Below are 21,275 nucleotides of genomic sequence, written 5' to 3'. Positions count from 1 at the left end.
GTTTAAATTAATCGAATTGTAGTCGTCTTTCAAACCACTTAAAGAACAAAGTCAAACATAAAGTGATGAGAAGATAGATCACACCCGCCATGAGAAACGGAATGACGGTAAAATCACGATTGACAGCTGTTTGAGCAAAATGCAGTAACTCAGGTACTGCGACTGCATAAAGCAATGCTGTATCTTTTACTAACGTAACCGACTCATTCGCAACTGACGGCAATGCAATCCGGATCATTTGCGGCAATACGACCCGTGTCGTTGTTTGCCACTTATTCAGTCCAAGTACTTTCGAAGCTTCATATTGTCCTTTATCGATTGCAAGAAGACCCCCACGGAAAATTTCCGCAAAGTATGCTGCATAATTCAGGATAAATCCTATGGTCGCTGCGACAAACCGATCTAAAACGAGAAACTCACCAATGATCGGAATTAGCGGAAGGCCAAAAACGATAAATAAAAGCTGTAGCAATAACGGTGTTCCACGCATGAGGTAAATATACGCATTTGCGAGCCATGACATTGGTTTAACCGCACTTCTTACAGCTAATGTTAAAACAAAACCTAGTGGAATCGAAACAATGATAGCTAGTAAGAATAGAAGAACAGTAGCCTGAGCTCCTTCCAACATCGGTTTTAAAATGGATAGTAAATAATCTATTGTCATCTATACGAACTCCTTTAAAAAGCAAAACGGGTTTTCATAATGAAAACCCATTATGCTAGCCTATTTACTTCACGACTTTGTCTTCACCAAACCACTTCGTTGAAATCGTCGCTGCACTACCGTCTTCATTCATTTTGTCTAAAGCTGCTTGCAATTTTTTTAGTAAGTCCTCGTTACCTTTTTTGACCCCGACACCATACTCTTCAGGAGCTAACGATTCATCAATCACTTTAAAAATCCCATACTGCTTGGACATATAATAATCAATGACGACCTCATCGATAACGACCGCATCAACACGTCCCGCCTTCAAGTCCGTCAACGCTAAAACATTATCCGCATACTCTGAGACCGTCTTCACTTTCGATTGGATTGGATTGGCATTTAATGCATCTGATGCTGATGAAAGACCTTGTAGCCCAATCTTTTTTCCACCTAAGTCGTTTAACGTCACAATATCAGAATTAGTTAACGTCGCAACTACTTGTGCATTTTTCAAATAGGGTTTTGTGAAAAGAACTTTTCCTTTTCGATCTTCCGTAATCGTATAACCATTCCATATCAAATCGATGCGTCCACTGCTCAATTCAGTTTCTTTCGTTTTCCAATCGATCGGTTGGAATTTAGCTGTCATACCCATATGCTCCGCTGCCGCTTTTGCATAGTCAATGTCAAAACCCGTTAACTCATTGTTTTCATCACGAAAACCCATTGGCGCAAATTTATCATCTACTCCAATCACAAGCACATCTTTGTCAGCGGAATTATTTTTAGAACTGCCACATGCAGATAAGATAATTACCGTAGCGATTGAGACGGTGATTAATGTCAATATTTTTTTCATATCAATTATCTCCTTTTAATAAAACCATAATTCAATACTTTAACTCGGTAACGCATTAATACCATAACATGATAATTAACACTTGAATACCCTTTCCCTTAAACGCAGAATCTTCTATTTCTTTTACATTCAAACTGATTATAGGTCTTAGAAAACGTTTGAAGAATGTAAATAAAGGCTATTGTATTAGAACAACGAAAATAAAAACTGAATAGCATCTCGATTAAAATGTAAATAACGTAGGAGGAATTCACATGAAAAATAATCCAAACGAATACCCTGTAGAAGAAGAGCGTCGCAAATTGGAAGTGGAAAGTCGATTTGAAAATGATTTGGCAAAACCGAACAGAACGGATCCGCTATCAAATGAATTTGAAAATAACGAAATGGATCAGGAAATCCATAAAGACTTAGACACACCAATGGGACAAAATCCTCTATCCGATGAATATGAAAGTAATGAGTTAGACACGCCCCCAGCCAATATGGAGCACAGAAACACAGAACCGCATGCGATGGAAACCACTGCCATGGAACGGAATCGAAGGAATTTTAATGATGCGGAACCTAACGGTATGAACCCTGATCACCAAATAAACAATGACATTGAACCAAACGGCATGGATCCTAAACAGCAATTTGAAAACGGTCATTCATTCCAGAAAACTCCGGGAGAAATTCACACACAAAATATGGATCGCACCGGAAAAGAACCAAACAGTATAAATCCAGATGATAAATGGAAATAATATTAGCCTCCGATATCCATTTTGGGATAGCGGAGGCTTTATTATGCTTAAAAAATTATTTTAATTGCTCGATGGTTAAGCAATGGCTTGGCGGCAAGCATCTGCACACTTCTTACACGCTTCTGCGCATCGTTTACAGTGATCATGATCATGCTTCCCACACTCTTCAGCACACTGTTCACAAACTTTCGCACAAAGCTCCAAAATTTCATTTATAAACGGACTGTTTCGAGTAATTGCCTGAGCAGCATACGAACAAACATCTGCACACTCCCGATCTAAACGAATACACTCCGCCATCATCTTAACGTCATCTTCCTTGAGACATGCATCAAAGCAAGTATTGCATGCTTCCAAACATTCTTGAATAATTTTCAGCACATCTGCATGATTCGTATTCATTTCATCGCCTCCATTTAATAGTTCAGTCCTTCATGGGTTTCCCTTGTGAGGAAGATTTAAACGGAATGAAACGAAATTCATTGAATCACCTACTATCAAAAAAAGCCGATGGCATATGAAAAATATGCATCGACTTTTTTGTTCTTAAATTTAGATACGTCCCAGGCAGGAATCGAACCTGCGACCCACAGCTTAGGAGGCTGTTGCTCTATCCCCTGAGCTACTGAGACAAAACGAATTACTCTACTAGTATAATCAACGATACAGCTGAGAGCAATAACTTTGTTTGAATTCCCTCCATCTAAAATCCACACACATATGATGATATGGAAATCTTACCTCATTGGATACAGTTTAAATCCTCCAGTATTGGACATCCTTATACCAATATTGAATGATTCGGAGGTTGCGATATGGATCGTGTAGAAAGAAACATAACAAAAAGAAATGAAATTGCTAAGCAAAAAAAGATGGCAGAAGAATTCGCTCATGAGTTTGCCTCACCGCGAGATTATAGAGAAGCACTCAAGCAGCAATTTCGTGCCGCTGAAGCGGAACAAAATGAAAAAAACAAGCCATCCGACTACTAAATCGGCGGATGGCTTTTACCTGTACTTATTAAATAAAGAAGAACGGAACTGTCAGCAAAACAATCACAAAAATAAATATGATTAGTAATGTTACCGGAAGCAAAACGACGAGCACTGCTTTCCATATAGCAAACTTATGGACTTCTGCAATCGCACCAATCATTGAAACTGTGGCCCAAATACCAAGCGCAAAGTTTAAGATAAGGCTTACGACAAGCCATACCCCCTGAAATAGCGAGAAATCATATTCAGAAACAAACATCCCTTTTCCATTGATTAATAGATCAGGAATCCATATTAACCCCGATACAATTAAAATCAGATTAGAAACGGTAAATGCCATCCTTGTATCCGCGAACGTTCCCCGTCCCCCGAACATCAAAGATAACAAATGTAAAACTCCACTTCCGATGAATAATGAAATCACGCCTAGAATCGGACCACCTATAAGTGCAATCAAAATAATTTGACCGATGCCCATCGTTTCACCTAAATCATTCGAGGAGGCTTGGTCCAATACAGTGAAGACACCGATTATTAAAGCAATCATCATAACAAAACGCCATGTTTTATGTTCAACCGCGTAACGAACCGTCTTTCTTGGATGAAGCCAAATGGATTTCCACATGTTCAACGATTCTACTTGATCATTCCCCTGTTTCTCAATAGTTTGCATACTATTAACCTCTCCTTCGTATATCAGCGAGTAAAATACAATTCTTATACTGATATACGAACGAACAGAGTAAAAGATTCATAGTTCGTGTTATTTACCGTTCAAACCTTTCCCCATACCTTTAAGGAAGTCCATTCCAAATTTTATCGATCTGTTAATATCAGGATCATTCAATGCCTTCATCAGTTGAAATATCGACACTTTTTCATCAGTGCCACTGTATAATTCAGCTTCGCGAACCCCGCTGGCGATTCCGCTTTTTAGTTTTGCTGTCACTTCAGGATCGATAGCAGTCAAAACCCCCACCAAATTCATCGCATTGTTCAACATATTTGTCATCGGTTCGCGTGAAGCTTGCGCTACAGCTATACCCGCAAGCTCATCTTTTGCTTTTACCACTGCATTCAATGCATCCAAAACACCGGCTTTATCCAGTTCGGCTGTCAATTCAAGTATTTTATTCAACGATTGCTGCTGCTCAACAATGAGGGCTTGCAATTCATTCACTTTCGCCTGTTGCAACTCTGCTTCTGTAAGCTCAATCTTTTTAATAGTCGTAATTGGCGCTGCCATTCATATCATCCTTTCTTCTCGTGATCTGTAAGATGCGCATAACCAGGTCTCGCCCACTTACGTTCAACTTCAATACCACTCGTAGGATGCCGCTTCTTATTTCGGTGATTGGTAGAAGGCAAGGGATTATCAACCTTTTCCTTCAATACTTCCATACGGACTTTAGCTTGTTTAAATGCAGGGGTATTCGTCCGTTGGTCTACAGCTGACCCTGTCAGGAAGTTAATGGCCGATTCTTTTTCAACCGAGTTCATCGGTAAAAACAACTCATTCCCTTTTACTCGGTCTGTTACAAGTGCAGGCAATCGTAATGCCCCATGGGGAGAGATTAGCCTTACCATCGTTCCGCTGACCACTCCTCTTTCCTTCGCAAGACTAGGAGAGACTTCAACAAAAATTTCCGGGACTTTTTCTTGGATACCTGCTGATTTATTCGTCAAATTACCTTCATGGAAATGCTCAAGCATACGACCGTTATTGATGTGCAAATCAAACTCATCCGGATATTCTACAGGTTCTATCCAATCCGATAACGCGAATCTAGCTTTTTTATCCGGGAAGTTAAAGCCGTCCGTATAAAGTAATGGTGTGCTTTCCCCATCTAAGCTGCCCCAAAAAAAGCTGTCCCAGTCTTCCATATTCGTATAATCTGCCTGACTGAATAACGGAGAGAGACTCGACATTTCTGCAAATATATCACTTGGGTGTGAATAATTCCAATCCGCACCTAAACGGTTTGCAACTTCCTGTATAATCCACCAATCGGCTTTCGCATCGCCCATTTCAGGCAACGCCTTATACAAGCGCTGAACTCTTCTTTCAGTGTTTGTAAATGTACCATCTTTTTCAAGCGACGGCACAGCCGGTAAAATAACATCTGCATATTGCGCAGTCCGTGAGAAGAACAGATCCTGAACGACTAGGAATTCAAGTTTCGATAGCACATCATGCACATGATTCGCATTTGAGTCGACAAGCGCCATATCTTCTCCCACAACGTACATGCCTTTCATAATCCCTTCGTCCACAGCATGGAGCATTTGAATATTGTCTTTCCCTGGGCTATCGCCTATTTCAACACCATAAGCTTTTTCAAACTTTTTCCTAGCTGCATCGTCTGTCACATGTTGGTAACCAGGAAGCCATCCAGGTAATGTGCCCATATCACATGCACCTTGAACGTTATTGTGCCCACGAAGCGGATACGCACCCGCACCAGGTCTGCGATAGTTCCCTGTCGCAAGCAACAAGTTGGAAATCGCTGCGGACGTATCCGAACCACCTGTATTCTGCGTAACACCCATCCCCCATAAAATACATGTGCCATCCGCATCTCGGATCATTTCTGCCGTTTGGATGAACTTTTCTTTAGCTACGCCTGTGACATGCTCCGCATAATCTAGCGTATACGTATTCAATACTTCTTTAAATTCATCGAAGTGATGCACATTTTCCTGGATGAATGCACTATCATGCCAGCCTTGATCGATCATATATTTGGTAACAGCCATTAGCCATACTTGGTCCGTCCCTTGTTTAGGACTGATGAATATATCCGACCTCTCAGCCATTTCATGTTTTCGCAAATCCGCGACAATCAGTTTCTGACCGTGCAGTTTATGTGCACGTTTCACTCGTGTCGCGAGTACTGGATGGCCTTCGGCAGGGTTCGCTCCGACAATGATGACTAGGCCTGCTTTAGCGATGTCTTTAATTGTTCCTGCGTCTCCACCCATCCCGACCGTACGGAATAATCCGTCCGTTGCAGGCGACTGGCAGTAGCGAGAGCAGTTATCGACATTATTTGTCTTGAATACTTGTCGTGCCAACTTTTGAATGACGTAGTTCTCTTCATTCGTTATTTTGGATGAAGAAATGATGCCGATACTGTCTTCTCCATGTTCTTTATGAATGGCTCCTAAACGTTTAGCGACGAGATCTAGTGCTTCTTTCCATGTAGATTCGACGAAAGACTCTCCTTTTCTAATTAGCGGAGTGGTGATTCTCTTATCACTGTTCACAAAATCCCAACCGAACTTCCCTTTCACACATGTCGAAATAGCATTTACTGGCGCTTCTGAGACTGGCTGGATCTTGAGTATTTTCCGATCTTTCGTCCAGACTTCGAAAGAACAACCGACACCACAGAATGTACAAACTGTCTTTGTCTTCTTTGTACGAGTATCCCGCATTGCTGCTTCAGCGTCAGAAATTGCCATAATTCCGCTATAGCCGGGTTCGACCTCCTTCACTAGCTCAATCATTGGATCCAAGACTTCTTCTTTCAGTCCCGTCATGAAACCTGCTTCTCCGAGCATCGATTTTTCCATTAATGCATTACATGGACAGACAGTTACACAATGGCCGCAACCGACACATGATGAATCATTGATCTTGGCGCCGCCATCCCATAAAACGATTGGCCGGTCTCTTTCCCAATCCATGCTGAGCGTTTCATTCACTTGCAGATTCTGACATGCTTCCACGCATTGCCCGCATGCGATACATTGGTTTGGATCATAACGGTAAAATGGATGTGTAAAATCGACGCTGTCCTTTGTACATTTAGGCTCATACGGATATTTCTGTTCTTCGATACCCATCATGTCGACAGTGTTATGTATTTTACAATTACCGTTATTGTTATCGCATACCGTACAATATAGAAGGTGATTTTCGAGGATACGATCCATCGCTTCAGTTTGAGCTTCTTTCGCTCGAGGAGAAGCAAGTTTTACTTTCATCCCTTGCAAAACTTTAGTCGAGCATGCGCGCTTCAGTTGTCCATCCACTTCCACGATACATGTATCGCATGTTTCGATGGGATCTACTTCCGGTAAATAACAGATTTGCGGATGTTCAATTTGCAGTTCATTGAGTACTTGAAGAATTGACATGCCTTCTCTGAATGGGTGATTCACACCATTTATTGTAATCGTCAAGAAAATACCTCCTTTTCTTTATAAAAAAACCCACCACAAACAAATACATCCTTTTTGGGGATGTGCTTCATTCATAGTGGACAGCGTGTTGGCAGAGCTTGCCAAACAACATATCCGATTGTAAAGTAATGGTTGTTAATTAGTGAACGTACTTATTTTACGATTACTAGTATACTAGTAGTATAAGTTATTCAAATACAATATACAACGGAATCCAGAAATACTATGCGAATATTCAACAAATCAGAAATGGCAGTAATGACATGTAGAAAGGAGAATTTAGATGGAGAGGATTCATACACAATCCGTTTGGCGATTTGAAGATAATCGTTTTCTAGAGAAAGAAGATGTCATCGCAACTGAGTACCCGATTACTGTAAAAGTGAATGGTAACGAATTGTTGACGATCGTTTGTACTCCGGAGTTCATCGAAGATATGGTAGTCGGTTTTCTTATATCTGAGCGAATTATTGTGAAATATGAAGATATTACCGAAATCAGAATGGATGAGTCGATGGGTATCGTTCACATTGAGACAACACGTTCCTTTCCATTTTTCGAACAACTGCACAGCAAACGCTACATTACGTCCTGCTGCGGAATGAGTAGACAAGGTTTTGTATTTGCCAATGATGTCTTGACCGCCAAACAAATGAACACTAAAAATGTCATTTTGGCGCCGGAAGATTGCTTCAGTTTGATGGAGAAGATGAATTCCAATGCGGACTTGTTCATGCAAACGGGTGGAGTCCATATTGCGGCTCTTTGCGATACCACTGCGTTTACACTTACTAGAATGGATATCGGTCGTCATAATGCGCTGGATAAAATATATGGACACTGCTTAAAAAACGCTATTCCCGTAAATGATAAAGTAATTGTTTTCAGTGGGAGAATTTCGTCTGAAATTCTTTTGAAAGTAGCAAAGATTGGTTGTGAAATCGTTCTATCAAAATCAGCTCCCACTGAACTTGCGATCAATTTGGCACACGAACTTGGCATAACAGCTGTCGGTTTTATCCGCGAGAACTCATTTAATATTTATTCGCATCCAGACCGAATTAGCGGAGCAATCCAATCGTTCTAACATAGACAAATCGCCTCTTATCCCTTTACCGGATAAGAGGCGATTTCTTTAGTGAAGTATGTTATTCATCACTGCGTTCCTTGTCTGGAATATAATCATTCTCCCAGAACGTCGCATTTTTAATGCCCAGTTTTTTCGGATTGAACACTGGATCCAATCCGAGATTTTTCTGCTGTTCATAGTCTTTCAAAGCAAGCAGAGCTGGTTTTGCCAATATAACGATAGCGATAACATTGAGCCAAACCATAATACCGAGTCCGACATCTCCCAACGCCCATGCAAGATCCGCAGTTCTGATTGTCCCCCAGAACGTTGTAATCAGAATGATGATCTTTAATATAAACATAACTGATCGCGTATTCCTTTTCCTAAATAAATAGGCGATGTTCGTTTCGGCAATATAGTAGTATGCCATGATTGTTGTAAATGCGAAGAAAAACAAAGCAATCGCGACAAATCCTGCACCAAAGCCAGGGAGGATACTATCGACCGCGGCCTGCGTATATCCTGGTCCTTGCTCAACTCCTGCCAAGTTTTCAACGATAAAACCTTTACCGTCTTCTGTTTGCGTATTATACATTCCGGTAAACAAAATCATGAATGCAGTAGCGGAACAGACGAATAGCGTGTCGATGTAGACGGAAAAAGCTTGAACAAGACCTTGTTTAGCGGGATGGGAAACTTCGGCCGCAGCTGCCGCATGTGCCCCTGTCCCCTGTCCTGCTTCGTTTGAAAAGACTCCTCGTTTAACTCCCCACATAATTGCCATACCGATGATTCCACCAAATGCAGAATCCATTGCGAATGCACTTTTAAAAATCAATCCGATGACTTCCGGAAGTGCCGTAATATTCATAAGTACAATGACTACTGAAAAAAGAATATAACCAACTGCCATAAATGGCACTAAAATTTGAGCTGTCGAAGCAATCCGCTTCACTCCACCCAAGATAATGAAACCTAATAATACGATAAGAATAATACCCGTAACCCATGGTGAAACATTGAACGCATTACTCATCCCTGCCGCAATCGAATTTGACTGTACACCCGGCATTAAGACAGCCATGGCTATCAGAGCTGCAATCGCAAACGTCATACCAAACCATTTCCACCCGATCCCTTTTTCGATGAAATATGCTGGTCCCCCACGATATTGACCGTCCTGTTTCACTTTATAAATCTGTGCAAGAGTCGATTCAACAAAGGCGCTCGATGCCCCAATGAATGCGATTGCCCACATCCAAAATACTGCACCGGGTCCTCCGTAGAAAATAGCTGTCGCGACGCCAGCAATATTCCCTGTACCAACACGTCCGGACAATGCAATTGACAATGCTTGGAACGATGAAATACCTGCATTTGAACTTTTCCCTTTGAACATGAGCCTGACCATTTCCTTTACATGGCGCACTTGTAGGAAACGGGTCAAAATCGAGAAAACCAAACCAACACCGAGTAAAATGTAAATAACTGGTGTACTCCATAAAACATCGTTTAACAGATTAACAAAGTTCTCCAACGCGTAACCCCCTAAACAAATTTTTAGCTATTTTATATTCAGACTATGATGGCTACATTGATAATATACAATAGTCTAATTACTGTAAAGGAAGTTTTTAATGAATTCTGAAATATAATCACAACGTAATCATATACATAGTAAAAAAGGTGGATCAATCTATCAATCCACCTCAGCAGGCTTAGCACTATCTATAAAAGCAATATACACTAGATAGATCGAAAAGCAGATGGCCAGCGTCAAATACCCCCATCCTAACGTAAGCTGGTCTATAAGCAAATAGTTGTTACACAACTGCACGGGCGCTTTAATATAAAGAAATCCCATCACATAGAAGAGGGTTGTAAAAACGATGAATGTAATTCGTTTACCGTTGTTAGCTATTTTACTCCAGCTGTCTCTTAACGGTAAACCCGCCAAAAACGGTAGACTTATAAACTTGAAAACTTCTACAGGTAACTTAGTCAGCGCATCATCCATTGTCCGTGGTATCATCCAATACAGCATTATTACAGTGAACAGGAGCATTCCTGGTATACCGTTCTTATTCCATTCAGCAAAGAATTGGGGATACTTCCATTGAAAAAAAGGAGCTATCAGGAAGCCTGATATAATCAGAAGCGGCATTTGCATATGCATATGCATTATCATTATTGATTCAAGCAATTGAGCAACAATTGGAATTGCCAAAAATAGAAGCAATGCCAAACCGTATTTTGTTTGTTTCATAACGGATTCGCCTCGCTATCTAATATAGCTAAAATTGATTCCGCTGCAGCATCTACGTCTTTATAGTCCATTACTTTTTCAAGTCTTCCAGTTGGATCCACAAGATAAAACGCCGAGTTATGTGCAAAGTTTCCATAATCATCAGGAATAACAATGACACCGAATTCATCCAACAACGCAGCTAGTTCTTGTTGATCTGGAATTCTCGCCATTCTCCACGTTTCCCCATCACTATTGAACATATTTTTATAAAGATCCAATTTTGTAGGATCATCTCTATCAGGATCGAAACTGATACTTAAAAAATCGATGCCATGCCCAAAATATTTTTCGGGAATCTTATCATATAGCTCAGACATATTCAATTCAAGATCGATACAAACTGTAGTGCATGCAGAATAGAAAAAAGTTATGAGTACATAATTGCCATTGAATTCATCAATGGAATATTGACGTTCTTTACTATCTTGCAGCGTTACTGATGGGAACTGGGGTTGTTCTTGCAATAGTTTATTAACACGTGCTGTTTCTGCTGTAAATGCGGTAAACCCATCCGTACTCACGAAAAATAACCCGAATCCAAAAAGCAACACAATACTAATTGAAATAGATGTTTTTCTGTTTGACATTCTACTCACTCCTTGAGTGATGATAAATATAAAGGGCCATCCGGTTTCCAACTGGACCGCCCTTCCAATCTTTTTTACCAGGTTTTGAACGGAGGTGAACCTGGTGGTGCATTTACAATAAGATCCACTAACGGGACAACATATCCCATCGATACAACGATGAGCATAATGACAATCCATAATCCCCATCTATCAGTCCATGCAGGTGTTTGATTTTCCGCCACTTCAGGTTCAGCAATCGGAAACTCTGTAACGCCTTTTGGTGCAAAGAACATCATATGGAATACTGCAAATACTTGAATGAGGACTCCGATGATCAATAAAGTTCCACCTACTGCAAGGAATATGAGGTATGGATCCCAACCGAGTGCAGTTGCATTGTCGCCGTATGTTGTATAGGAAGTTCTTCTAGGAGAGCCAAGCAAGCCAACCCAGTGCATAGATCCTGACATGAATAACATTCCCAACGTCCAGATGATTGTCTGTACAACACCGACTTTATTCATACGAGGTGTCAGTCTACGTTTGGAGATGTATGGGATCAGCCAATAACTGATACCAAAGAAAGTCAGAATGACGGAAGTACCTACTGTTAAGTGGAAGTGTCCGACAACCCATAATGTATTATGAACGACTTGGTTTAGTTGGTTAGTTGTTTGTGCAATTCCTCCAGCTCCCGCAGGAATGAACGCAATCATAGCAATCATTGGCGCAAGGAAACGTACATCGCCCCATGGCAATTTCTTCAGCCAGCCGAGTAATCCCTTTCCACCAAGTTTACGACCTGTTTTTTCAAGCACATAGAACATGGCAAATGCTGTCATTAAAGATGGGAATCCGATGGATATACTCATGAACATGTGAAGGAACTTCAATGTTTGACTCATTCCCGGGTCAACAATTTGATGGTGGAAACCTCCTGGAATATTTGTGATGACCAACAAGATGATGACAATTCGAGTCAGTGTATCACTGAATCGTCTGCCTCCAATAATTTTTGGAACTACTACATACCAAGCAGAGACCGCAGTCAAATACCAGATATTCACTAATGTATGACCGAATGACCAAAATAGCGTTCTGCTTAGCAGTACATTCACTGTTGCTTTCCAACCGAAAGCCCAGGCAATCAATGTAAATACTTCGATTGTGACGCCGATGCTCCCGAAAAATAGAAGTACGAATACCCCTGTCGCAAAGAATGCGAAGATTGGAATATGTTTTCCAGGATTCGCTTTTCGCCATTTCGCCACGTTGATAAATGCCCCGAAGGCACACAACCAGATACCTACAACAATTAGTGCAAGACCGATGTAGAAATAAGGTGAAGCTGCCATAGGTGGGTAAAATGTATACATGACAGTAGCTTCATTCATGATAATTGGAACGACTGCAATGACTAGCCCTACGACTTTCAACCAGAAACCGACCCATGCCATTGTCCGTACTTTCGGAAGCAAACCGCCAAGAGTATGGGAAAGGCCTGCATAGAAATACCCGATTGTGAAGAAAGCCGTCAAAACAATGACCAGTAGAATACCGTGTGCTGTAAGAACCTGATAATAATTGAACCAATATGGAAGTTGTATAAGTCCTGCACGTTCTAGCCCTTGAAGCAAACCGAGTATTCCTCCAATTAGCAATGCGATGAACGCCACGCTCATATAGGCTTTTGTAAGTTTCGCATCAGCCGGGTTCATCCCCATTAATTGTTCGGACTTCTTTATCAACGTGCTTTTTCCTTTTCGATTGACTGTTGTCGTATTCATTGTACGATCCTCCTTTATTTAACAGTAATGACTGTACTCATATGTTGATGGCCAGTGCCACAATATTCATTGCACAAAACAAGATATTCACCGGGTTTTGAAAACTTCTGTGTAGCCCGTTGGATATGACCTGGCATGACCATTGCATTTAAATTCGTATCCACAACCTGGAAACCATGTACGACGTCTTTTGAAGTCATTACGAATGTGACTGTTGAACCTGCTGGAATTTCAATATTTCCTGGATTGAAGTTGAACACCTCAAGGGTCATGATCACTTCATATTCGTTTTCACCCGTCTTGTATACACCCGGCTTATCAAATGGTGCCGTCTCATCCACTTTCTGAGGATCAATTGTCTCCTTATTACTTGGAGGGCCCATTCCTAACGCAAACGTTTGATATCCTGTAATCACCATGAAAATAACAAGCATTGCACCACTTAACATCAGCCAAATTTCTTCGTATCGATTCATCTTCATCGTTTTTCCTCCTACTCATTTAAAATTCCAATCTGACACTTAATAGCGATACATGTAAATGACGAATAGCAGTAGCCATGCAAGCAGGATGACGAATCCTACAATACCGAGAGAAAACATTGTACCTTTCACTGTGTTTTCAACTTCGACTTCTAATGGATCTACTTGAACCTCTGTCGCTTTCATGTGTCTCACCTCCGTGGTTTTGATGTTGTCTTCATATTAATTGATAACGATTCTCACTACTGTGATAAATATCACACTTCTTTTTTCCATTCCAAAAATCAACCGAAAAATGCGTATTCAATCCGTGCAGCTTTATGCACAAACCCTTTCACAACGGATTTCCCAGCTTTTCGCGAGCCGATTTACATATAAGTGACAGATTAATGAACTCGATTTCGAACATAAAAAAACCGCTTTGCAATTCCGCTGGAGCGGAAAACAAAACGGCATTCTCAATGAAATTCAGATGATATTTAGTAATTCATCCTTTATTTTATCAACATAGACTAAGTACTCCCCGTCTTCTATAATGACGGCATCTTCTTTTCGTAAGTGAGAAATCATCCGGTTGACAGATTCCCTAGTCGTACCGATCATATTGGCTAAGTCGGCATTTTTAAAACGAGTGTTTAGTTTGATCCATCCATCTTTAACAATTGTTCCATGCGTCTCACAAAGCCTTACTAATAATAACAGAATTCGTTCATTCGCACTTCTCAACGCCATCTCTTCAAGTCTTTGCTGCAAGTTTACAATTTGATCTCCCAGAACACGGAAAAGTTTGATAAATAAAGAGGGATTGTCCAATAGCACTTGTTCAAAGTCTTTTATGGAAACTGTATACACTTCACTGTCCTCTATCGCTTGCGCATTCGCTGGATACTGCCCGCGTCGAAAAAATCCCACATGCGGGAACAGGTCCCCTACTTGTTTAAAATGCAGTACTTGTTCCTTACCAGAAGGGTCATGCCGAAAGATTTTAATTTTCCCTGCAGTAGCAATATAAACATTTGTTATGGGATCACCTTGCAAGAATAAGTTTGTCTTATCAAGTAGCTTCTTTTTATTTAAAATCGGTAAAAACAGCGTCAATTCCTGATTGGATAAATCTCGAAAAAACATCGTATTCTTCAAAATCGATTCGATATTGTCCATCTGAATTCCTCCTATCTCTATAAAATCATTATATCATTTCGTTCTATTTTACCTGAAGTACTCGTAACTACTCGTAAAGGGTTTACAGATATGGGAAGAGTGGTACAAAATAGATAAAGGACTAAGCATTGGAATGGAGTTGATGTGGAATGGAAATCCTGTTGTATGCAAGTGCGGCAATTGCTGCGCTTTCCCTGTTGCTTATTGCAATCTTTGTTATAATCGCTTTAAAAAGCGCAAAAAAAAGTATGAATGACATTTCAGAAACAATGTCGAGAATGGAAACGAAGCTTAATGGTGTTACCGCAAAATCGGAAAGTCTGATGGAAAAAACGAATCGAATTGCAAGTGATGTAGAAAATAAACTACAACGACTGGAAGGATTCAGTCGATCAGCTGACAATTTAAATCAATCTACTAACCATTTGAATCGTTCGTTTGAAACATTATCTTCAGAAATTGAAAATCCGTCACGCAAATATAAAGACTTGATGCAAAAAGTCGCTTTGTTAACTGAAACAGTATCAAGAATGTATTTCAAAGTGAAAAAAGAAAAAGAGAAGCATCAAGATACTTCTTACCCCGTACAGAAGGAACTTCCTTCACCGCGACAAACTAATTATTGACAACAAACAATTGGAGGTGGCATATATGGACTGGATGGGCATAGGTGTATTGGTGATTGGCATTGCCTTCGCTGTTCTTGTCATAATTCTCATCAAACCTGTTCGTAAATTGGGTGATGTGCTTGAAGGTGTAGAAAAAACAACAAACAAACTACCTGATATGTTGGACGATTTGACAAAACAGACGAGTGAAGTAATGCATTCGGGTAATTCAACAATTCGAAATGTGAATGGACATATACAAAAATTGAATCCACTATTTGAGATAGTTGAAGATACCGGCCAAGCTACACGTCAATTGACACTATCCGCATTGGAAAAGACAAATACATTGAAAGCACAAACATCTAGTGCAGCAACGTTCACAAGAAAGGAAAAGTATGAAGGAATATATGGCATCATCTCTTTCATCTTCTTCCTCTCACAACGAAAAAAAGAAATCAAAAAAGTAACAGAAGAGCTATAATTATACAAAAGCTGTCCGGATTGTCAGTGAGAACTGATTATCCGGACAGTTTTTGTAGACATATTATCGTAATTTTTATAGGTCATCACTTACGTGCTTATGGATCCGAGCTGCTTCTTTAGCTTCTTCTTTCATCCTGTTCACATCAAACATCCGTTGTTCCCCACTCATATATAAATTGGAAGTAGATGTTGATTTCACTTTTTTCCGCTCTTTACCACTTCTAATTGTATAATAAGCAAGTGCCGATGCACCATATAATCCACCCAATCTTTTATTTCTTGTATCTTCATCCGTTGTATCGATCTTCTTTTTAGCTGTTAATGTAAAATCATGAACTGAAGAAGTCAACTTACCCGTCACTTCTCCAACATCGCCTACAATATTGAATACTGGAGTGAGTGTTCCTAATTTCACATTAACATCTGCTAAGGTGTTATTAGAATTCTGGATAAGTTGTTCTGATTCTTTAATCACACCGTCCAATTGGTCAGGAAGCCTTTCAATTGTCTTGCCTACTCCATCGACAACCTTCGCCGTTTGGTTAAGCACACGTGCTAAAAATACCGCTAAAACTAAAAATGCTACACCTATTAATAAAACACCAATTCCTGTTAAATCCATCGTCATCACTCCTATTCATTCCTTTTAAACTGTTTGTCCGCGCTTCCAGGATTTTATCACCCCTTTGACAAACTCTGCTCCCTGAATGATACGTATAAAAGGCTTTTCACCTTCAACTCTTCTTCCGTTTGCATATCCGACTGTCAGATCATTCAGTTCTTCACTGATCAAATCCGTTGTATGGCCAACTTCGCCGACAGTGTAGAAAACTCCATTCAATGCACTAATTTTCACTTCCACATCCATTGCTGTAGCGTGTGTGTTATCAAGGACTTTTTCAACTTGATCAAGTGTTCCATTAAAGGAAGATTCCATCTGTTTAGCCGTTTCACCCACGGACTTTGCGACGAACGATAGACGCCATAAGTTTTTAGCAAAGAACACCGCGAAAATCGCAAATGAGACCGCCATTAAAAAAACTCCAATATCAACAAACATAGACTATCCCTCCTTTCCTATCCATACCACAATTCCCAGTTTTATAAGCATTATATCAATCACTATAATAGAAAAAATCCAATGCCAATAATTAGATATGCGGCCAATAAAGTCAATCCCTCAAACCAATTTGATTCGCCATCGTTTGATAAATTGATAACGAGCAAAGTGGCTGTAACCATTGCGACAAGTTCAGGTATCGTAAAGACAAGCGGCATGCTTTCAGGCATGAATAATGAAATGAGCACTAGGATCGGAGCGACGAACATGGCTACTTGCAGCGTAGATCCAACTGCAATTTCCACTGCCACGTCCATCCTGTTTTTCATCGCCATTGTAATTGCCGAGAAGTGTTCAGCTGCGTTACCAACAATCGCAACGATTATGACGCCGATGAATAATTCCGTCCAACCAAACTTTTCCCCCAACGTTTCAAAAGTATGTACAAGTTGCTCCGAGACAAAAGCGACCGCAACGGTTGACAACAATAATATAAGAATCGATTTTTTCTTAGACCATTCCGGAAGTTCTTCCTCTTCATTTGTTGTATCGCCGGATGCGAAGACCCCTCTATGCGTAACAAGTTTAAAAAACAGACCTGCAACATACAATGTGATTAAAATAATGGATACACCGATACTCAAGGTCAGCGTTGCCGAATCATCCATAGTCTGTGAAAAAATCTCCGGAATAATAAAAGCTACAATGACCGCAAATATTAGCAGTCCTGAATTATATTTTACATCATGCAACCCAAACCGTTGAGTTTTATATTTCAATCCTCCTGCAAAAAATGAAACGCCAAGCACAAGAAGCAGATTCCCTAGAACCGAACCTGTTAGGGACGCTAATACAATTCCAATAAGACCTGCTTTTAACGTGAAGATGGAAATAATCAATTCAACGGCATTACCAAATGTTGCATTTAAAAGTCCACCTACTCTTGGTCCACTTACAATGGCAAGGCTTTCCGTCGCTCTCCCGATAAAACTTGCAAGTGCAATGATTGTTAAACAACTGAGGATAAAAATCGGAATGTCCGATAAATGTATAATTGATCCGACTAATACTGCCGGAACTCCCAGGAAGACCATTATTAAAAATAGCCGATTCATAAGTTCACTCTCCTCAAATGAAAGTTTTTTATATCTTTCCCTCCACCTGTAATTTACAAACAGTAACAGCATCCAAACAACTTGTTAGTTTTGGAAAAACAAAATACGGTTAGTTTCAACTTTTGAGGACATGCTACATTTTGTAGGTGACAGTACCTAACAACGATTAAAGGAGCTACTTACAAATGAGAGAAGAGCAAAACCAACAGCAACAAAATAAGGACAGGCAGAATAATCGCCAGACAAACCGTAAACCGCAAGAGACCACTAACACAGAATTCGGTGAAGAGTTTTTCAGCTCCGTACAGCAACCGCAGAATAACAAGCAAAACGAGCGGAATAATAATGAAAACCAAAACAAGCGAAGAAAATAAGACTGCTTACAACTTATTTTAAGTAAAAGACGGGAAAGGAGTCAATTCACTCCTCTTCCGTCTTTTCATTTTCATTGCATCCTCATTAATGCATCTGTGCCTGTCATACCTACTCGTATACCGAATTGCTCAGCTTCAACTGTAACGGACTCCAATGGAGCTTTCAACAACTCATCAATCGTTTTTACACCTACAGCTCTTCCAGCAACAATCTTCCGGTCAGCAAGCACATTATTAAGTAATCCGATATCCAGCGCCCCGCACATAATATAACCGATCTCATTTGAAACTGTCAGCAAAGTTGTTTTTGGCAAGCGTACGGTTACAGCGGTAAACGGTTGGCCTCCAATAATAATAGGTGTCAATGTTACCAATCATCTCTCCCCTTTCCATTTATACATATGGAAATCCTTTCACTTATGTGCAAATTGACCGAATCCCTCTCGTTTTCTATTGTTCCTTGCTATAATGTTAGAAGTTGCCTATGAAAAACGGGATGTGAAAAATAAATGAATGATGAGGATAAAACGCTTAATACAAATGATGATGAAGAGATAAAAGAAGAGATTGATTTGGATTTGATAGAAGACGGAGATCTAACTGAAGAACAAATGAACGAAATTGCATTACAAGCGAAGCATGAAGCAAGAATACAGAAAGAAAAAACTGTACCTCCTAAAAGAGTACCAAAATGGTTTATTTGGCTGATTTCAATCATGTTAGTACTCAGTACAGTTGCAGGATTGTTTCAAGTGTTTTCTATACCGGCAATCGATTTTCTCTTGACTTCAGCAAAGCTTTCGCAGGATGAGGAAATTATGGTGTACAAGGAATCCGTAGTTGTCGTCGTGACGGAAAATGGGAAAGGTACCGGTTTTTCGATTTCAGACGATGGAGTCATTATTACGAATTATCATGTTATCGAAGATAATCAATCCATTTACGTCGTTTACCCGGAAGATGGACGATACGAAGCGACCATCTTGGAAAGTTATGAAGATATCGATTTGGTCGTACTGAAAGTTGAAGGTGAAAATCTCCCTTCATTGAAGTTGAGACCAGATGCAACAATAAAAAAAGATGACCCAATTACTTTCATCGGGAATCCACTCAGTTTTAAAGGAATTGTAAATGAAGGTATGATTTTAGCGCCATTGAAGTTAAAGGATTGGAAACATGAAGTCATGATGATTCAAGCCCCTGTTTATCGTGGAAACAGCGGCAGTCCCGTCCTTGATGAAGATGGTGAAGTAATCGGGGTCGTTTTCGCTACTTTGAATCACGATGAATTCGGAAAAGTGGGTTTGTTCATCCCTATCGATCTTTATTTTGAAAGAGTAGATTAATGTCTGAAGGCTAAACTACCGGGAAGAGGATATTCCTGTTCCCGGTGATTTCTATTCAATCATTTATTATTTCTTCCAGTACCCTACCATCCGTTTCCCCAAGATCCAACCCTAATAGTCTTGCGAAAGTTGGCCCTTCATCCACCAAATTCATGGATTCAATAACCTGGCCAGGTATTATGCCATTCCCTTTGGCGATAAATACGGTCGAATAATCAGGTTTTGAAGGTGAATAACCATGTACCGCTTTGCAATGCTTTCCTGAGACGATCTCTGATTGTGTAATTTCAACGATTGGTTCGCCGGCGACTTCTTCTGTAAAATAAAATCCTTCCCGTGCTTCAATCATAAATGCCGCTTCGCCGTCAGCACCTAATTCAGCGGCTTCGGTCCCTGTATATACTCGTTCAAGTCCATTGTTAGGATTTTGCATCAAAGAATGCAACAGAGCACCCAGTCTATCCATTGTCGGTTTATCTTTTTGATCTTTTACATATAGATAAGCGGAACCATCGTTACTTTTGCAAAATGCCTTCCACCCTTTTACCTTTCCCTGGATATCTGTATGAATCAAACCACTTTCAAGCAAAAAAGCATTCATTTTGATGACATGTGTTACATCCAAGGCACTGTGATCGCCTAGTGCAATAATTGTAGAGTCATTCATTATCCCACTTTCATCCATAGCACGCATAATTTTACCCAACCGTTCGTCTTGACGTTGTAGAGCCGCAAATGATTCATCGCCTAAAAAACCATGTTCATGACGCTGGTAGTCAATATCTACCAAATGGACAAGCAGCAAATCCGGCCTTTTAGATTTAATTGTATGCACAGTGGCAGCTGTCACAAAATCATCCAGCCAAGGTTGCTTGATCCCTTTTCGCAGTTTTCCAAAACGTCGATTCATATCGATTGTATAAAAGAAACTTCCGTTCAACAAAGAGACGGCAACTTGGGAATGCCAAGAGCGATTTGCGAACACTTCTGGGATATGATAATCAATTTTCGCTTTCGCAGTAACCGGCCAAAGCAGCGCCCCCGTATTCATCTTCTGTTTTTTTGCTTCATCATACAAAGTTGTGCCTTGGATATATTTCCTTTGCCAATACCAATCGGGTGACTGCTTGCCAGGCTGAATCAACGTATTTCTAACGATTCGATGACGTGAAGGATAGTTGCCCGTAATAATTGATGTATGACACGGGTATGTAACTGATGGATAAATCGGCGTTACATTATTACAGATCGCAGCTCCATCCAGCAGGCGTCTGAAGTTTGGAAGTTGTTGTAATGTCGGCATATCCTTTGAAGATAAACAATCAAAAGAAATGACGATCAAATGATCAGTTAGCCGTTTCACGTATTCAAGCCTCCTAGGTATTTCATTAAACTATATAATACCACTTCTTATGAAGTGCATGAAAAACTTCATACATCTTTACGTGCAAAAGTGGAACACTA

25 protein-coding genes and 1 tRNA gene are annotated in these 21,275 nt (G+C 40.2%); 7 read left to right on the top strand and 19 right to left on the bottom strand.

Annotated features, from left to right (window positions below; genetic code table 11):
* Window positions 1–7 precede the first annotated feature (7 nt).
* Window positions 8–667 (bottom strand): amino acid ABC transporter permease, encoded by a 660-nt coding sequence (locus QWT69_RS07580; protein ID WP_317970542.1) that lies wholly within the window; start codon window positions 665–667, stop codon window positions 8–10.
* Between the two features lie 64 nt (window positions 668–731).
* Window positions 732–1,511, bottom strand: a complete 780-nt coding sequence (locus QWT69_RS07575) for an amino acid ABC transporter substrate-binding protein (RefSeq protein ID WP_317970540.1) — start codon at window positions 1,509–1,511, stop codon at window positions 732–734.
* 254 nt (window positions 1,512–1,765) lie between these two features.
* Between QWT69_RS07575 and QWT69_RS07570 the strand changes: the two genes are divergently transcribed.
* Entirely contained in the window at window positions 1,766–2,260 is a 495-nt protein-coding gene (locus QWT69_RS07570; protein WP_317970538.1) for a hypothetical protein, read from the top strand.
* 75 nt (window positions 2,261–2,335) lie between these two features.
* Here the strand turns inward: QWT69_RS07570 and QWT69_RS07565 are convergent, their stop codons facing one another.
* Both QWT69_RS07565 and QWT69_RS07560 read right to left on the bottom strand, forming a co-directional pair.
* Window positions 2,336–2,662, bottom strand: coding sequence for a four-helix bundle copper-binding protein (locus tag QWT69_RS07565; RefSeq protein ID WP_317970536.1), 327 nt, complete (start codon window positions 2,660–2,662; stop codon window positions 2,336–2,338).
* Between the two features lie 157 nt (window positions 2,663–2,819).
* Window positions 2,820–2,892, bottom strand: a tRNA-Arg gene (locus tag QWT69_RS07560).
* Between the two features lie 183 nt (window positions 2,893–3,075).
* On the opposite strand from QWT69_RS07560, the gene QWT69_RS07555 reads away from it, so the two are divergent.
* A complete protein-coding gene (locus tag QWT69_RS07555) occupies window positions 3,076–3,252 on the top strand; it encodes a hypothetical protein (protein WP_317970534.1) in 177 nt (58 codons plus the stop codon).
* Window positions 3,253–3,280: 28 nt separating this feature from the next.
* On the opposite strand, the gene QWT69_RS07550 is transcribed toward QWT69_RS07555, so the two are convergent.
* The 3 genes from QWT69_RS07550 to fdhF all read right to left on the bottom strand — a co-directional run bounded on the left by QWT69_RS07550 (window position 3,281) and on the right by fdhF (window position 7,443).
* Window positions 3,281–3,928: a Yip1 family protein gene (locus tag QWT69_RS07550; protein WP_317970532.1), complete on the bottom strand. Its 648-nt coding sequence runs from the start codon at window positions 3,926–3,928 to the stop codon at window positions 3,281–3,283.
* Between the two features lie 90 nt (window positions 3,929–4,018).
* A complete protein-coding gene (locus QWT69_RS07545) occupies window positions 4,019–4,501 on the bottom strand; it encodes a helical membrane plugin domain-containing protein (RefSeq protein ID WP_317970530.1) in 483 nt (160 codons plus the stop codon).
* 5 nt (window positions 4,502–4,506) lie between these two features.
* A complete protein-coding gene (fdhF, locus tag QWT69_RS07540; RefSeq protein WP_317970528.1) occupies window positions 4,507–7,443 on the bottom strand; it encodes a formate dehydrogenase subunit alpha in 2,937 nt (978 codons plus the stop codon).
* A 283-nt stretch (window positions 7,444–7,726) separates the two neighbouring features.
* Here fdhF and fdhD point away from each other — a divergent pair, with 283 nt between their 5' ends.
* Window positions 7,727–8,530: a formate dehydrogenase accessory sulfurtransferase FdhD gene (gene fdhD / locus QWT69_RS07535; protein WP_317970526.1), complete on the top strand. Its 804-nt coding sequence runs from the start codon at window positions 7,727–7,729 to the stop codon at window positions 8,528–8,530.
* Between the two features lie 61 nt (window positions 8,531–8,591).
* Here the strand turns inward: fdhD and QWT69_RS07530 are convergent, their stop codons facing one another.
* The 7 genes from QWT69_RS07530 to QWT69_RS07500 form a co-directional block, all read right to left on the bottom strand.
* Window positions 8,592–10,052, bottom strand: coding sequence for an alanine/glycine:cation symporter family protein (locus QWT69_RS07530; RefSeq protein WP_317970524.1), 1,461 nt, complete (start codon window positions 10,050–10,052; stop codon window positions 8,592–8,594).
* A gap of 162 nt (window positions 10,053–10,214) precedes the next feature.
* On the bottom strand, window positions 10,215–10,781 hold the full coding sequence (locus tag QWT69_RS07525; RefSeq protein ID WP_317970522.1) for a hypothetical protein: 567 nt from the start codon (window positions 10,779–10,781) through the stop codon (window positions 10,215–10,217).
* Window positions 10,778–11,410, bottom strand: a complete 633-nt coding sequence (locus tag QWT69_RS07520) for an SCO family protein (RefSeq protein ID WP_317970520.1) — start codon at window positions 11,408–11,410, stop codon at window positions 10,778–10,780. The genes QWT69_RS07525 and QWT69_RS07520 overlap by 4 nt, the downstream gene beginning before the upstream one ends.
* A 74-nt stretch (window positions 11,411–11,484) precedes the next feature.
* The gene (locus tag QWT69_RS07515) at window positions 11,485–13,179 is read right to left on the bottom strand and encodes a cbb3-type cytochrome c oxidase subunit I (RefSeq protein ID WP_317970517.1); all 1,695 of its coding nucleotides are present in this window, start codon (window positions 13,177–13,179) and stop codon (window positions 11,485–11,487) included.
* 14 nt (window positions 13,180–13,193) lie between these two features.
* A complete protein-coding gene (locus QWT69_RS07510; protein ID WP_317970515.1) occupies window positions 13,194–13,661 on the bottom strand; it encodes a cytochrome c oxidase subunit II in 468 nt (155 codons plus the stop codon).
* A 39-nt stretch (window positions 13,662–13,700) separates the two neighbouring features.
* Complete coding sequence (locus tag QWT69_RS07505) at window positions 13,701–13,847, bottom strand: hypothetical protein (RefSeq protein ID WP_317970513.1); 147 nt, start codon at window positions 13,845–13,847, stop codon at window positions 13,701–13,703.
* A 282-nt stretch (window positions 13,848–14,129) separates the two neighbouring features.
* Complete coding sequence (locus tag QWT69_RS07500) at window positions 14,130–14,822, bottom strand: Crp/Fnr family transcriptional regulator (protein ID WP_317970511.1); 693 nt, start codon at window positions 14,820–14,822, stop codon at window positions 14,130–14,132.
* A 149-nt stretch (window positions 14,823–14,971) separates the two neighbouring features.
* On the opposite strand from QWT69_RS07500, the gene QWT69_RS07495 reads away from it, so the two are divergent.
* Window positions 14,972–15,448, top strand: coding sequence for a DUF948 domain-containing protein (locus tag QWT69_RS07495; RefSeq protein WP_317970509.1), 477 nt, complete (start codon window positions 14,972–14,974; stop codon window positions 15,446–15,448).
* A gap of 25 nt (window positions 15,449–15,473) precedes the next feature.
* The gene (locus QWT69_RS07490) at window positions 15,474–15,914 is read left to right on the top strand and encodes a DUF948 domain-containing protein (protein WP_317970507.1); all 441 of its coding nucleotides are present in this window, start codon (window positions 15,474–15,476) and stop codon (window positions 15,912–15,914) included.
* 75 nt (window positions 15,915–15,989) lie between these two features.
* Here QWT69_RS07490 and QWT69_RS07485 read toward each other — a convergent pair whose 3' ends face one another.
* From QWT69_RS07485 to cax, 3 genes are all read right to left on the bottom strand, one after another.
* Window positions 15,990–16,538 (bottom strand): DUF948 domain-containing protein, encoded by a 549-nt coding sequence (locus tag QWT69_RS07485; protein ID WP_317970505.1) that lies wholly within the window; start codon window positions 16,536–16,538, stop codon window positions 15,990–15,992.
* A gap of 24 nt (window positions 16,539–16,562) precedes the next feature.
* A complete protein-coding gene (locus tag QWT69_RS07480) occupies window positions 16,563–16,976 on the bottom strand; it encodes a DUF948 domain-containing protein (RefSeq protein ID WP_317970503.1) in 414 nt (137 codons plus the stop codon).
* A 62-nt stretch (window positions 16,977–17,038) separates the two neighbouring features.
* A complete protein-coding gene (gene cax, locus QWT69_RS07475) occupies window positions 17,039–18,091 on the bottom strand; it encodes a calcium/proton exchanger (protein ID WP_317970501.1) in 1,053 nt (350 codons plus the stop codon).
* Between the two features lie 185 nt (window positions 18,092–18,276).
* On the opposite strand from cax, the gene QWT69_RS07470 reads away from it, so the two are divergent.
* Window positions 18,277–18,465, top strand: a complete 189-nt coding sequence (locus QWT69_RS07470; protein ID WP_317970499.1) for a hypothetical protein — start codon at window positions 18,277–18,279, stop codon at window positions 18,463–18,465.
* 71 nt (window positions 18,466–18,536) lie between these two features.
* Here the strand turns inward: QWT69_RS07470 and QWT69_RS07465 are convergent, their stop codons facing one another.
* Window positions 18,537–18,839: a YunC family protein gene (locus tag QWT69_RS07465; protein WP_317970497.1), complete on the bottom strand. Its 303-nt coding sequence runs from the start codon at window positions 18,837–18,839 to the stop codon at window positions 18,537–18,539.
* Window positions 18,840–18,974: 135 nt separating this feature from the next.
* Here QWT69_RS07465 and QWT69_RS07460 point away from each other — a divergent pair, with 135 nt between their 5' ends.
* Window positions 18,975–19,811 carry a S1C family serine protease gene (locus QWT69_RS07460; RefSeq protein WP_317970495.1) on the top strand — a complete coding sequence of 279 codons (837 nt, stop codon included), beginning with the start codon at window positions 18,975–18,977 and terminating at the stop codon, window positions 19,809–19,811.
* Window positions 19,812–19,866: 55 nt separating this feature from the next.
* On the opposite strand, the gene QWT69_RS07455 is transcribed toward QWT69_RS07460, so the two are convergent.
* Window positions 19,867–21,174, bottom strand: a complete 1,308-nt coding sequence (locus QWT69_RS07455; RefSeq protein WP_317970493.1) for an alkaline phosphatase family protein — start codon at window positions 21,172–21,174, stop codon at window positions 19,867–19,869.
* Window positions 21,175–21,275: the final 101 nt, after the last annotated feature.

Origin of the sequence: Sporosarcina oncorhynchi, assembly GCF_033304615.1 — a bacterium.
Classification (GTDB): Bacteria; Bacillota; Bacilli; order Bacillales_A; family Planococcaceae; genus Sporosarcina; species Sporosarcina oncorhynchi.
This window is presented reverse-complemented; position numbering and strand designations above follow the sequence as displayed.

Excerpts from the sequence above, each read along its gene's own strand:
- QWT69_RS07580 (WP_317970542.1), bottom strand. The coding sequence starts at position 667 with ATGACAATAGATTATTTACTATCCATTTTAAAACCGATGTTGGAAGGA.
- QWT69_RS07575 (WP_317970540.1), bottom strand. The coding sequence starts at position 1,511 with ATGAAAAAAATATTGACATTAATCACCGTCTCAATCGCTACGGTAATT.
- QWT69_RS07570 (WP_317970538.1), top strand. The coding sequence starts at position 1,766 with ATGAAAAATAATCCAAACGAATACCCTGTAGAAGAAGAGCGTCGCAAA.
- QWT69_RS07565 (WP_317970536.1), bottom strand. The coding sequence starts at position 2,662 with ATGAATACGAATCATGCAGATGTGCTGAAAATTATTCAAGAATGTTTG.
- QWT69_RS07555 (WP_317970534.1), top strand. The coding sequence starts at position 3,076 with ATGGATCGTGTAGAAAGAAACATAACAAAAAGAAATGAAATTGCTAAG.
- QWT69_RS07550 (WP_317970532.1), bottom strand. The coding sequence starts at position 3,928 with ATGCAAACTATTGAGAAACAGGGGAATGATCAAGTAGAATCGTTGAAC.
- QWT69_RS07545 (WP_317970530.1), bottom strand. The coding sequence starts at position 4,501 with ATGGCAGCGCCAATTACGACTATTAAAAAGATTGAGCTTACAGAAGCA.
- fdhD (WP_317970526.1), top strand. The coding sequence starts at position 7,727 with ATGGAGAGGATTCATACACAATCCGTTTGGCGATTTGAAGATAATCGT.
- QWT69_RS07525 (WP_317970522.1), bottom strand. The coding sequence starts at position 10,781 with ATGAAACAAACAAAATACGGTTTGGCATTGCTTCTATTTTTGGCAATT.
- QWT69_RS07520 (WP_317970520.1), bottom strand. The coding sequence starts at position 11,410 with ATGTCAAACAGAAAAACATCTATTTCAATTAGTATTGTGTTGCTTTTT.
- QWT69_RS07515 (WP_317970517.1), bottom strand. The coding sequence starts at position 13,179 with ATGAATACGACAACAGTCAATCGAAAAGGAAAAAGCACGTTGATAAAG.
- QWT69_RS07510 (WP_317970515.1), bottom strand. The coding sequence starts at position 13,661 with ATGAAGATGAATCGATACGAAGAAATTTGGCTGATGTTAAGTGGTGCA.
- QWT69_RS07505 (WP_317970513.1), bottom strand. The coding sequence starts at position 13,847 with ATGAAAGCGACAGAGGTTCAAGTAGATCCATTAGAAGTCGAAGTTGAA.
- QWT69_RS07500 (WP_317970511.1), bottom strand. The coding sequence starts at position 14,822 with ATGGACAATATCGAATCGATTTTGAAGAATACGATGTTTTTTCGAGAT.
- QWT69_RS07495 (WP_317970509.1), top strand. The coding sequence starts at position 14,972 with ATGGAAATCCTGTTGTATGCAAGTGCGGCAATTGCTGCGCTTTCCCTG.
- QWT69_RS07490 (WP_317970507.1), top strand. The coding sequence starts at position 15,474 with ATGGACTGGATGGGCATAGGTGTATTGGTGATTGGCATTGCCTTCGCT.
- QWT69_RS07485 (WP_317970505.1), bottom strand. The coding sequence starts at position 16,538 with ATGGATTTAACAGGAATTGGTGTTTTATTAATAGGTGTAGCATTTTTA.
- QWT69_RS07480 (WP_317970503.1), bottom strand. The coding sequence starts at position 16,976 with ATGTTTGTTGATATTGGAGTTTTTTTAATGGCGGTCTCATTTGCGATT.
- cax (WP_317970501.1), bottom strand. The coding sequence starts at position 18,091 with ATGAATCGGCTATTTTTAATAATGGTCTTCCTGGGAGTTCCGGCAGTA.
- QWT69_RS07470 (WP_317970499.1), top strand. The coding sequence starts at position 18,277 with ATGAGAGAAGAGCAAAACCAACAGCAACAAAATAAGGACAGGCAGAAT.
- QWT69_RS07460 (WP_317970495.1), top strand. The coding sequence starts at position 18,975 with ATGAATGATGAGGATAAAACGCTTAATACAAATGATGATGAAGAGATA.